The organism is Cupriavidus sp. GW823-FHT06D04 (assembly GCF_058795055.1).
This window is the reverse complement of sequence record NZ_JBXAHL010000023.1, coordinates 1-12061: the sequence shown is the minus strand read 5'-3', so window position 1 is coordinate 12061 and position 12061 is coordinate 1. Positions and strand designations below refer to the sequence as shown.

11 protein-coding genes are annotated in these 12061 nt (G+C 64.0%); 4 read left to right on the top strand and 7 right to left on the bottom strand.

Going from position 1 to position 12061, the window contains the following annotated elements; translation table 11 throughout:
• Nucleotides 1-107: 107 nt before the first annotated feature.
• Entirely contained in the window at nucleotides 108-509 is a 402-nt protein-coding gene (locus AC1Q7H_RS24670) for a hypothetical protein (protein ID WP_013953097.1), read from the top strand.
• Between the two features lie 35 nt (nucleotides 510-544).
• On the opposite strand, the gene cax is transcribed toward AC1Q7H_RS24670, so the two are convergent.
• The gene (gene cax / locus AC1Q7H_RS24665) at nucleotides 545-1615 is read right to left on the bottom strand and encodes a calcium/proton exchanger (protein WP_492378062.1); all 1071 of its coding nucleotides are present in this window, start codon (nucleotides 1613-1615) and stop codon (nucleotides 545-547) included.
• Nucleotides 1616-1741: 126 nt separating this feature from the next.
• Nucleotides 1742-2146, bottom strand: coding sequence for a VOC family protein (locus AC1Q7H_RS24660; protein WP_492378063.1), 405 nt, complete (start codon nucleotides 2144-2146; stop codon nucleotides 1742-1744).
• Nucleotides 2147-2234: 88 nt separating this feature from the next.
• Between AC1Q7H_RS24660 and AC1Q7H_RS24655 the strand changes: the two genes are divergently transcribed.
• Nucleotides 2235-2813: an NnrU family protein gene (locus AC1Q7H_RS24655; RefSeq protein WP_013953094.1), complete on the top strand. Its 579-nt coding sequence runs from the start codon at nucleotides 2235-2237 to the stop codon at nucleotides 2811-2813.
• 43 nt (nucleotides 2814-2856) lie between these two features.
• On the opposite strand, the gene fdhE is transcribed toward AC1Q7H_RS24655, so the two are convergent.
• From fdhE to fdnG, 4 genes are read right to left on the bottom strand one after another with little or no spacing between them, the layout of a single operon-like run.
• Nucleotides 2857-3720 (bottom strand): formate dehydrogenase accessory protein FdhE, encoded by an 864-nt coding sequence (gene fdhE, locus AC1Q7H_RS24650; protein WP_492378064.1) that lies wholly within the window; start codon nucleotides 3718-3720, stop codon nucleotides 2857-2859.
• Nucleotides 3717-4391: a formate dehydrogenase subunit gamma gene (locus AC1Q7H_RS24645; RefSeq protein ID WP_492378065.1), complete on the bottom strand. Its 675-nt coding sequence runs from the start codon at nucleotides 4389-4391 to the stop codon at nucleotides 3717-3719. The genes fdhE and AC1Q7H_RS24645 overlap by 4 nt, the downstream gene beginning before the upstream one ends.
• 13 nt (nucleotides 4392-4404) lie before the next feature.
• A complete protein-coding gene (fdxH, locus tag AC1Q7H_RS24640) occupies nucleotides 4405-5295 on the bottom strand; it encodes a formate dehydrogenase subunit beta (RefSeq protein ID WP_013953091.1) in 891 nt (296 codons plus the stop codon).
• Nucleotides 5292-8381, bottom strand: coding sequence for a formate dehydrogenase-N subunit alpha (gene fdnG / locus AC1Q7H_RS24635; RefSeq protein ID WP_492381837.1), 3090 nt, complete (start codon nucleotides 8379-8381; stop codon nucleotides 5292-5294). The genes fdxH and fdnG overlap by 4 nt, the downstream gene beginning before the upstream one ends.
• A gap of 786 nt (nucleotides 8382-9167) precedes the next feature.
• Here fdnG and AC1Q7H_RS24630 point away from each other — a divergent pair.
• Complete coding sequence (locus tag AC1Q7H_RS24630) at nucleotides 9168-9491, top strand: hypothetical protein (protein WP_013953089.1); 324 nt, start codon at nucleotides 9168-9170, stop codon at nucleotides 9489-9491.
• 155 nt (nucleotides 9492-9646) lie between these two features.
• On the opposite strand, the gene AC1Q7H_RS24625 is transcribed toward AC1Q7H_RS24630, so the two are convergent.
• Entirely contained in the window at nucleotides 9647-11230 is a 1584-nt protein-coding gene (locus tag AC1Q7H_RS24625) for an MFS transporter (protein ID WP_492378067.1), read from the bottom strand.
• A gap of 370 nt (nucleotides 11231-11600) precedes the next feature.
• Between AC1Q7H_RS24625 and AC1Q7H_RS24620 the strand changes: the two genes are divergently transcribed.
• On the top strand, nucleotides 11601-12061 hold a 461-nt coding region (locus AC1Q7H_RS24620; protein WP_492381836.1), incomplete at its 3' end, for a hydrolase.

Below are 12061 nucleotides of genomic sequence, written 5' to 3'. Positions count from 1 at the left end.
GCGAGCGCGCGGCCGCGCGTAGCGATGTCCTGGCGTCTTGTGGGGTCGCCGAACGGCGGCCAGGCGGCTTTCCAATGGATGCGAAGGGCGAGATCACGGAGCCAACCATGCACTACATTGCACCTTATGCGCTGTGCTTGTCGATGGCTTTGGTCGGGGCATGCGGCAACCGCGAGCAGCCGCCAGCCCCGGCAAGCGGTAAAACACCCGTCGCTGCCGGCAGTGAAGCGGTTGCCATACCGCCGCCCCAGCGAGCCGATGATATGCCGCAACAGGCTGGACCTGGCCGCTATCAGATCGTGAGTCAACCCCAGGTCCGTGCAGGCCCCTTCTTGCTCGACACGCAGACGGGTCGCATCTGGCAGTTGAGGGAATTCCCCGGACTTGAAGGCGCGCCGAGCGCGTGGCGCGAGATGACGATCATCGATGACAAGGGCACAATGGGGATCACGACGGCACAGTTCCAGAAACTCTATCCGCCGCGGCATGCTGCACCGCGGCGGCGGTAGCGGGTGTCTGATGCCAAAGTCGCCGGCGGCAGTCTTCAGCGCGGCAGGAAGAAGAAGGTGAGGGCGAGGGCAAGATAGACGATTAGGAGCTGCGTGCCCTTGAACCAGTCGGCGTGCCCGTCGCTCGCCATTTGCGCCGTGACCAGCACGGACAGGACCACCATCAGGACCAGGGCGGGACGAAAGGCCAGGTCCATCGGGGCCGGACCGAGAAAATGACTCGTCAGTACCAGCACCGGCGCGACAAACAGCGCCACCTGGACACTCGAGCCAACCGCAATGGAGAACGACAGGTCCATGCGATTCCTCAAGGCTGCGGTAATGGCCGATGCATGCTCGGCCGCATTTCCGAGGATCGCTACCACAAAGGCACCGACGAATATGTCGCTGAGGGCGTAGTCGCGCATCATGGGGCCGAGCGCACCCACCATGATCTCGCTCATCCACGCCGTCCCTACGGTGGCTGCCGCCAGTATCGCTATCGCCCGCGCTACGGACGAGGAGGGCTGGTCCTCCACGCCTTCCGGAGCAACCGCCTTTGCTTCGTATGCGCCGCGGAACAGCGCGGGGTGAGTGACCAGCGAGAACACCAGGTACAGCGCATAGACGACCAGAAGCGCGATGGAAATCCAGGCGCTGAGCCGGTACAGCACGGCTGTCGTGCCTTCTACCGCTTCAAAGCTGGCAGGCAGGATCAGCGCGATCGCCGACAGTATGAGCATGGTCGCCTGGGAACGCGCGCCGCGCGGGTTAAAGCTTTGCTCAGGATAGCGAATGCCGCCTGCGAGCATCGCGGCGCCAAACACCAGCAGCATATTCCCGACAATGGAACCGACGATGGAGGCTTCCACCACCTGATGGAGGCCGGCCCGCAAGGCGACAAGTGCGATGATCAGTTCAGCCGCATTGCCGAATGTCGCATTTAGCAGCCCCCCGACCGCCTCGCCCATGCACTCTGCGAGTTGCTCGGTGGCATGGCTCATCCGCCCGGCAAGCGGCAGGATGGCCAGGGAGGAAGCGATAAAGATCAGGAGGTGGTGATCGGAAGCAAGGAATTCCAGGGCGATTGCGATCGGCACAAAGATCAGAAGCAAATTCATCCACATGGATTGCCCCCTGCTTTCGGTGATGACAGCTCGTCCTCGAACAGTCCTTTTATCTCCCACCGGGGTTGCAGGCAAGAGACAAGACAGCTTGGTACAGCCGCGGGTAGTTCGATCAGGCCGACGGACTCACCTGATCGGTTGCCCGATGGCAAGGAGATTGCCCTCGCTGTCTCTGAACCAGGCACCTTTCTCGCCTATGCCACCCTTGGACAGGTAGTTCCCCTGGACCTCGGCGATCCCATTGATGGTCTTGAGGCCGGGAAGATCGTATTCTTCGAACACGACTCCCAGGTGCCGCAGCTCGCTAACGGTTGCCTGGATGTCATCGACCTCCCAGGCCATTTGTGTGTGACTTCCAGAGGCCGAGCCAGCCGACTCGAAAAGTACGAAGTAGCTGTTGCCGCACTTGTAGCGCAGTCCGCCCGGCCGTTCCTCGACTGGCTCAAGACCGAGCTTGCTCGAGTAGAAGGATCTCGCCCTTGCGAGGTCTTGCGCAGGAATCCTGGCCGCGACGTCACTGGTCTGAAGCATGGGAAACCCTCCTGAATAAGGCTGGACCGCTGCAACGCAATATGTCTAGCATAGGCGTGCGGCGGGCGCTAAAGAAAGGGGTGGCAGCATGACGGTACTGGTTTTGGGATTGCTCATTTTTCTGGGTGCGCACTCGGTACGCATGGCTGCTGACCCATGGCGCACCGCGCAGATTGCCAGGCTCGGCCCCGGCCGCTGGAAAGGCTTGTACACCCTGGTTTCGATAGCCGGCCTGGCGCTGGTTATCTGGGGCTACGGCCTGGCCAGCGCGCATCCTGTGGTGGTCTGGACGCCGCCGGTGTGGGGGCGGTACGTTGCCGCATTGCTCACGATCCCGGCCTTTGTGCTGATTGCGGCGGCATATGTGCCTCGCAACCGCATCAAGGCTGCGCTTGGTCATCCGATGCTGGCAGGCGTGCAGGCCTGGGCCCTGGGGCACCTGCTTGCCAACGGAACACTCGCCGCATTGGTGCTGTTTGGCGCGTTCCTGGCGTGGGCGGTGGCGGACTTCGTGTCAGCGCGCGGGCGGGACCGGGAAGCGCGAACCAGCTACCCGACCGGGACACCTGCGCGCGATGCGATGGTGGCGGTCGTCGGGCTGGCGGGCTGGGCGCTGTTCGGATTCGTGCTTCATGAATGGATGACCGGCGTGCGGGCGTTCGGGTAAGCAAAAAATCTGGCGGTTAGCAATGGATATGTCGGGCAGCCCCTCATCCCGGCAGCGCGAAGGGATTGAACCCGGTGCGTTGATAGCCCTCCGCCGTCACCGCATCGTCCAGGGCCAGGGAGGCAAGGTCATCGGCCACGGCCTCGGCCTGCGGGTCGCGTTCCAGTGAGATCACCTTCAGGTAACCGTGGCACACGCCGCAGCTTTCGGCGCGCACCGTGGCTTCGGGGGTGTCGAAGCTGAGGTAGTCGAGCTCCGAGGCGTCGCCGCAGTTGGTGCATTTCGCCCGCACCATGTGCCACTGGCTCTCGCAGAGCGCGCAATGCAGATAGCGCATGCCCTGGCGATCGCCGATCAGGATCAGGCTTGCCACGGGGGCAGTGCTGCAGACCGGGCAGGACGCGTGCTCGGCCGGGCCGCTGTCGGGCACGGGCGCGGCCCGCGCGGCGCTGGCACATTGCAGCGAGAGTGCAGCCCAGAGGAAGGGCGCGATTGCCGCCGGAACCGCATCAAAGCGGCCCTCGGTCAGCGCCTGGGCGGCGCCAAGGCGCGCGTCCGCAGGGAGGGCGCGCAGCGCCGCAAGATGCGGGGCGACCGGGGCGGGAACATCGTGCGCGAGCCGCTCAATCATCCGATCAAGCAGGGCACCCCAATGCCCCTCCTGCGGGATGGCCCTGGCGTCTGCCGGGCCGGACCCACCGGCCCCGGGCGCAAGCGATGCCTGTACTTCGGCCACGCGGGCGGCCAGGAGCAGGTAATCGGCAAGGTCGTGCCCGTCGGCCAGCGCACGCAGGCGTGCGGCGCGGCGGCTGTAAAGACCGGCAAGGTCTGGCTGGATCAGCGGGGTGAAATGGCGGGAGGCCTCGTTCGATGACAGTGTTCCCGGCGTGGTCTGATGCTGGTTCATGCTTCGTGGCCCTTCGCTTGCGCCGCTTTCGACTGATTCAACTCTTTCGCCTTCAACTCGCCATACCAGCGGTCATGGTGCTGCCTGGCCCAGGCACGCGAGACGTAGCCCGTCACCATGCCCGTGATCGAGCCGCGGACCCAGATTGCAAGATAGATGTGGCCCACGATCAGCAGGATCAGGCCGATCCCCGCGACGGAATGGGCCAGGATCGCCAGGCGGAGCACGGGAATCGGGAAATACTCGGCGAAATAGGCGCGCCACATGATCAACCCGGAGATCAGCAGGGCCAGGATCGACGCCATGATGAGCCAGAACAGCACCTTCTGGCCGGCGTTGTACTTGCCGATCTGCAGCGGTTCGCCGCCATGCTGGATCAGCAGCACCTCCCTGAAGCGGCGGAACCAGATCGCGTCGGTGCGCGCGGGCATGTTGTAGCCCACGAAGCGCCAGAACATGTAGCAAAGCCCCGCGAAAACCGCGATGCCCAGGAACGGGTGGAGCAGCCGCGCCATCTGCGGCGTGCCAAGGAAGCCGCTCAGCCAGCTCACCGTCGGGAAGAACCACGAGATTCCCGAAACCGCCGCGAGGAAGAAGCAGAGCACGATCGCCCAGTGACACAGCCGCTCGGCGAATTTCGTGCGCAGGATCCTGTCGTTGTTGGTCGCCATTTCCGGTCTCCGCTTATGCCGCGCCGTCAGTCGGGGCGTCGTGATCGTCTGTTTCGGTGGTGTTGGGGCCGACCGCCATGAAATGCGCCGCCATGCCCACCACCGCCGCCGCGCCGACGAAGCCGGCGGCGGGTTTCAGTCCATCCTTCCAGCCGGCGACCACCGAGCTGATCCCCGGGTCCTTCGGCAAGCCCGCATAACGCTTCGGGTCGTCGGCATGTTGCAGTACGTACATCACGTGGGTACCGCCGACTCCCGCCGGGTCATACAGGCCGGCCTTGGCATAGCCGCGCTCGTTCAACTCGGCCACGCGCTCGCCGGCAAGGGATTGCATCTCCGCTTTCGAGCCGAAGGCGATGGCGCCGGTCGGGCAGGTCTTGACGCAGGCAGGCTCCTGCCCGACCGAGACGCGGTCCGAGCACAGCGTGCACTTGTAGGCCTTGTTGTCCATCTTGGAAATACGCGGCACGTCGAAGGGGCAGCCGGCGACGCAATAGCCGCAGCCGATGCACAGGTCGGACTGGAAGTCGACGATGCCGTTGGCGTACTGGACGATGGCGCCGGGCGCCGGGCAGGCTTTCAGGCAGCCGGGATCCTCGCAATGCATGCAGCCGTCCTTGCGGATCAGCCATTCCAGCTTGCCCGCCTGGTCCTCATGCTCGGTGAAGCGCATCAGGGTCCAGGTGTTGGGCGACAGGTCGCGCGGATTGTCGTAGACGCCGACATTCTCCTGCACGTCGCCGCGCAGGTCGTTCCATTCGTTGCAGGCGACCTGGCACGCCTTGCAGCCGATGCAGATCGACACGTCGATCAGCTTGGCCACTTCCATCTGATGGTCGCGGATGCGGGGGGCGGGTGTCAGCTCCGACGAGGCCGAGCTACGGATGATGTTCTGCGAGTTCATGCTTGTGCTCCCGCCACTTTTTCAATGTTTACAAGGAATGCCTTGAATTCCGGCGTTTGCGAATTGGCGTCGCCGACACCCGGCGCAAGCGTATTGGCGAGATAGCCCTTGCGGGTCGCCCCCTCGAAGCCCCAATGGCAGGGGATGCCGATCTGATCGACCGCCTGCCCGGCCACCTGGAGCGTGCGCATGCGCTTGGTCACCACGGCCTTGGCAGTGATATGGCCGCGCTTGGTCGTGATCTTCACCGTGTCGCCATGGGCGATGCCCTTGTCCGCGGCCAGCTTTTCGCCGATCTCGACGAATTGCTCGGGCTGGAGCATGGCGTTCAGGTGCGAGTGCTTGGTCCAGTGGCGGAACAGTTCCGTGATGGAATAGGTCGTGGCGACATAGGGGAACTCGGTGCGGTTGCCCATTCGCTGTGCATCGTTCTGGAAGATGCGGGCGGTCGGGTTGTGCGTGACCTTGTCGTGCAGGGGGTTCTTCGCGATCGGGCTTTCAATCGGCTCGTAATGCTCGGGGAAGGGGCCGTCGATCATGCCGCCGACGGAGAACAGGCGCCCAACGCCTTCGGGTAGCATGATGAAGGGTCCGACGGGCGTGCCGGGTGCCGCAGTGAGCGGAAAGTCGGGCACGTCCGCGCCCACCCATTTCTCGCCGTTCCAATGCAGGATCTGGCGCGTGGGATCCCAGGGGTTCCCCATCTCATCCATCGAGGCGCGGTTGTAGAGGATGCGGCGGTTGGCAGGCCAGGACCAGGCCCAACCCGGCGTGTTCCCCAGGCCGGTGTCGGTGTTGTCGCGCCGGGCCATCTGGTTGCCCGCCTCGGTCCAGGAGCCGGTGAAGATCCAGCAGTAGCTTGAGGTCGTGCCGTCGTCGCGCAGTTGCGCGAACGAATCCAGCAGCTGGCCCTTGCGCAGGATCTTCTTCCCGGTCTCGTCGAACACGTCTGCCAACGCATAGCCGTTGGCTTCCTTGGCCATTTCCTCGGGATGGGGGCTGTGGGGATCGTGATAGGTTGCCTCGTCCCAGGTCATGTGCAACACCTGTGCCGGGCAGGCGCCGCCTTCCTTCTCGTAGAGCCGCCGCAGCTCCATCATGATGCCGCCGAGGATGGCCGGATCGTGCCGCGCCTCGCCCGGCGGCTGCTGGCCGGCGTAGTGCCATTGCAGCCAACGGCCGGAGTTCACGACCGTCCCGTCTTCCTCGGCAAAGCAGCTCGACGGCAGCCGGAAGACTTCAGTCATGATCTCTTCGGTCTTGACGTCGTTGAACTTGCCTTCGTTGCGCCAGAAGTTGGAGGTCTCGGTCACCAGCGGGTCGATGACCACGAGGAACTTAAGTTTCGACAGCGCGGCCGAGGTCTTGTTCTTGTCGGGCATCGCCGCCAGCGGGTTGAACCCCTGGACGAGATAGCCATTGACCTTGCCCTGGTACATCAGGTCGAAATAGGCCAGCATGTCGTAGCTGCGGTCCCACTTTGGCAGCAGGTCAAAGGCCCAGTTGTTTTCCGCAGTGGCGTGCTTGCCGAACAGGTTCTTCTGCAATGAGACGAAGAACTTGGGCAGGTTCTTCCAGTAGTTCACCTGATCGGGCAGCACAGCCTTGGGCGTGGCATCGGCCAGGTATTGCTTCAGGGTCTGCTGCCTGTCGGTGGGCAGGTCCATGTAGCCAGGCAGCCGCACCGACAGCAGGCCAAGGTCGGTATAGCCCTGGATGTTGGAATGCCCGCGCAGCGCATTCACGCCGCCGCCGGACATGCCGACATTGCCCAGCAGCAACTGGATCATGGCCGCGCCGCGGATGATCTGCGCGCCGCCGGTGTGGTGCGTCCAGCCGAGCGCGTAAAGCCAGGTCAGTGTCTTGTCCTTCGCCGAGCACGAGCCGACGATTTCGGCGATCTGCAGGAAGTCGGCCCGCTTGACGCCGGTGATCTCCTCGACCTTCTCGGGCGTGTAGCGTGACACGTGCTGCTTCAGCAGGCTCAGCACGCAGCGCGAATGGCGCATCGAGGGATCGCGTTTCGCGTTCCCCGCCGCGTCGAGCTCATAGTTCCAGGAGGATTTGTCGTAGACGAGCTTCTGCGGATCGAAGCCCGAGAACAGCCCTTCGTCGAAGCCGAAATCCTCGCGCACGATCAGCGATGCATTGGTGTAGGCGCGCACATAGTCGTGCTGGATCTTGTCGTGCTGCAGAAGCCAGTTGACCATGCCCATCAGGAAGGCCGTGTCCGACCCCGCCCGGATCGGCGAGAAGATATCGGCAACCGAGGCGGTGCGGTTGAAGCGCGGATCGATGACGATGACCTTGGCCTTGTTCCTGATCTTGGCCTCGATCACCCATTTGAAGCCGACCGGATGCGCCTCGGCCGGGTTGCCGCCCATGACGATGACGACATTGGCGTTCTTAATGTCCACCCAGTGGTTCGTCATCGCGCCGCGGCCGAAGGACGGCGCCAGTGCCGAAACCGTTGGCCCGTGGCACAGGCGTGCCTGGCAGTCCAGCGCGAGCATCCCCAGCGAGCGGGCAAACTTGAAGTCGAGAACCCCGGTTTCGTTGGAAGCCGCCGACGAGGCGAGCATGCCCGAACTCAGCCAGCGGTTCACCAGCTGGCCCTTCTCGTTGCGCGCGATGAAGTTCTTGTCGCGGTCGTCTTTCAGCAGGCGGGCGATGCGCCTGGTCGCATCGTCCCAACTGATGCGCACCCACTCCTTTGATCCCGGCGCGCGGTATTCCGGATACTGCAGCCGGTTTTTCGAATGGACGATGTCCAGCAGCCCCGCGCCCTTGGGGCAGAGCGAACCACGGCTGACCGGGTGATCGGGATCCCCCTCGATGTGGAAGATGCGGGGCTTCGCGTTTTTGGCGCCGTCGCCCAGCGAGTACATCAGCAGGCCGCACCCGACCGAGCAATAGGTGCAGTTGTTGCGCGTCTCTTTCGCACGCAGCAGCTTGTAGGGGCGCACGCCGGCAGGCGCCTGCGCCCAGGCTGTACCCAGGCCCAGGGCCGAGGCCGAGACGGCAACAGATCCAAAGCCAAGTATCTTGAGGAACTGCCGACGTCCGATATTGGTGGTGTAAGTCATCGTGGTCTCATCGTCATTTCTTCTTCCACCCATCCCTGCTGCCAGGGGTGGGGGCGATCGCATTCGAGACCCGCGGCGTGATTTGGGCGCACGTATCCCCGGGGCGCCCGGATCGCGATCGATCACGGAGATGCCCCGTCCGGTACGTCCCTGAGGCGCACGCGCAAGAGGATGACCAACCACAAATGAAGTTGCGTCGCCGGTCACGACGCGACGTCATCCGTGCCGGTTTCCCGCGCGCACGGCTCCACGAGCGGAGAAATGCCGCTCAGGTTCGAATGCAGATAAATTTGGATAAGCGATGAGAATGAGCCCGAAACGCCCTGCGGATTGCCCTGCAGATGCGCGGCCCCACCGGGGCACGACGTCGGGACGGGTATCGCTCGCTGAGGAGCGTAGCACGACCAGCCCATTACTCCAAATAGGGGAAAATCCCGTTCGGCGCGGGCAGCTTATGCCCCAGGGGGCCCTCCATCCGAGTCATCGCTGTCTTGCTGCCGTGATCCCAGGCAAGAGAGTCGGCGCAACCGCATCGTCTGCCGAGTCAGGCCAAATGGCTGGCCGGGTTCCAGTGCGCTTGCCCATTTGCGCTGCGGCGCAGCAGTGCCACCACGTGACCGTCCTGTGCCGGCAGCGATTCCCGTCACGCTTGACTTCCGTGCCGGGCGTTTCTACCAATGACATTGAACAGAACGGAAATTGGCCTGCGCCGCTGGCATCCGGCCTGCGCTGTGGGCTTGAATGACTTTTACACTCCACAGGCTGGCAGCGGCCAAAGGAGTGATCATGCAAGAGCAGACCTTTCGCGCCCTGCTGTACCGCTACTTTTTCTTCGGTTGGCTGTACCGGGACGCCAGCCAGGGCAACCGCGCTGAACGAGCCCTCGCCTGGCATTTCAACAAGGCGCGCGCGCATTGGCTGCTAACGTACATGCGGCGCTGGCTCTGGTGCGGTGTCTGTTGCTATGGGCTGGGTAGCGTGGTGGAACTGGTGCTGTCCGCGCCTGCGCTGTCCGCGCTCTTCTACGTGCCCGGCGCGCTCTGCGTACCGGTCAATGTTGTCATCGTGGTGCTCTGGATCGGCCTGAAGACGCTGCCCGGGCCGCTGTAAGCGGCGACCGGTTGCTCCTGCGCCTGGACTGGCATCCGGCTGCGACGCCAGAAATGGCGCCAGCGGCACGACATTCCCCGGTTTCTTGACCCATCTGCCTTCGCCGCGGGGAGGGCGCCGACAGGCAACGGACGCGTCCGGAGACACGAGGCATATCACCTGCGGGGTTGGATGGTCGCCACCGCGAGACCCGCTCCGGCGAACGCGCACACAGCGGACACCAGCGCAACGGCGCGCAGCGCGTCGGTGATAGCTTCGGCTTCTGCCAGCGCCACGGGTGTCTGAGTCGGCAAATGGGCATCGCCCTCTGCGGCCCCGGCTTGCGCGCCCGGCTCCAGCAACTGCCCGGTCCGGCGTGCGTCCCTGGGAACGTCCAGTTCATCGAGCCGCGCCGACAGCGCCGCTTGGTGCGACCACACGAACACGATGCCCAGCACCGCAATCGCCAGCAGGCTCGCCACACGTGCAACCGCATTGTTGATGCCGGACGCAACGCCTGCGTGGTCAGCCGGCACCGAGTCCATCACAATCGTCGTGAGCGGCGCGACGGTGATCGTCATGCCAAGCCCGAGCACGCTGAGCGCAGGGAAAAATCCGGCCCAATAGCTGCCGCGCACGAACGGCAACGCCAGCATCACGAACCCGATTCCGGCGACACTCGGGCCAGCGCTCAACAGGATCCGCGAACCGAAGCGGCTCGTCAGGCCGCCGGTGAAGCGCGACAACAAGCCGATGACGACCGGCACCGGCAGCAGCGCCGCGCCCGCTTCGGTTGCGGTGTAGGCATGTGCGCGGATCAGCGTGAACGGCAGGAAGAACAGTGCGCCGCTCAGGCCGAAGTAGAGCAGCAGTGTGACGAGGTTGGCGCCGGTGAAATCGCGTGAGCGGAACACGTCGAGCGGCATCATGGGGTGACGGCTGTTCGCTTCGATCATCACGAATGCGACCAGCACGAACGCGCCGGCGCCGATCGCGCACAGTACAAGCGGATCCGCGAAACCGCGCGCAGACGCCTCGGTCAGACCGTAAGTGAGGGCAGCGAGCCCCGCTGCGACGCTAAGCGCGCCGGGCCAGTCCAACCGTTGAGGCGCATCGAGCTTGTGGCTGTTCGGCACCGACGAAATCGCGAGCGCGATCGTCACCGCTGCAAGCGGGACGTTGAGGAAGAATATCGCGCGCCAGGACAACACGTCGACGAGCCAGCCGCCCGCCACCGGCGCCACCGCGGACGTGATCGCCCCGACGGCCGCCCAGGTGCCGATTGCCCGTCCGCGCGCTTCTCCTTCGTACACGGCGCCGATGATCGCGAGACTACTGGGTACGAACAGTGCTGCGCCAATGCCCTGCACTGCGCGCGCGGCGATCAGCGAATTCGCGTCCGGCGCGAACCCGCAAGCGGCCGACGCCAGCGTGAAGACCCCGATGCCCGCGATGAACACCGTGCGGCGGCCGAGCTTGTCGCCCATCGATCCGCCCACCAGCACGAGGGACCCGAGAAAGAGCAGGTAGGCGTTAACGATCCACTGCATTGCAGCGACGCTCGTGCCGAGTTCGCTCTGAATGGCGGGTAGCGCGACATTGAGGGCGGAGCCGTCGATGAACGCCATGCTTGAGCCGAGGATCGTCGCGGCGAGTGCCAGACGCTTGCGCCGGCACGGGCGGTCGACCGCGGTGGGCTGCGTGCGGATGACGAGTTCGTCGCACGGGCTCGCTTGGGCAGCGACGACGTGCGCGGTCATTTGGTCGCTATCGAGAAGATCCGGGTTATCCAAGTTCGCTCCCGTGCCGGTCGATGGTGACTAGCATAGTAAAGGGAGCGCGGCCTACCCGAGAGTTGCCCTTGGCGACTGGGCCGGGAAGCGCCATAGGTCGACCCGTGCCCGGTTGGCACTTCCCGAGTCGCATCCCTCGCTGCACCTCCGGAGTTACCGTTTGGCGAATCTCAAAAATTCAAAATATTTGAATAACATGTCAGCGAATGGATCACTTTGAGCAAAGCTATCGCCGCTATAGTTCTGCACATGGACGACGCTACAACGCAACAGAGCGAAAGCAGCGCCGGCAGCCAGAAGCTCAAAATCATTGAATAAACATATACCGGAGAACATTATGTCGAACGCCAAACTGGAAGTCCTGACCCCGCACAACAGCCAGATTATCTTCATCGACCATCAGCCCCAGATGGCCTTTGGCGTGCAGTCGATGGACCGCCAGACCATGAAGAACAACGTGGTCGGCCTGGCCAAGGCGGCCAAGATCTTCGACATCCCGACCACCATTACCACGGTCGAGTCTGACTCGTTCTCGGGCTATACCTACCCCGAACTGCTCGACGTGTTCCCGGGTAAGCAGACGCTCGAACGCACCTCGATGAACTCGTGGGACGACCAGAAGGTGCGCGACGCGCTGGCCGCCAACGGCCGCAAGAAGGTGATTGTCGCCGGCCTGTGGACCGAGGTCTGCAACACCACGTTCGCGCTCTGCGCGATGCTCGAAGGCAACTACGAGATCTACATGGTGGCCGACGCCTCGGGCGGCACCACCAAGGAAGCGCACGACTACGCGATGCA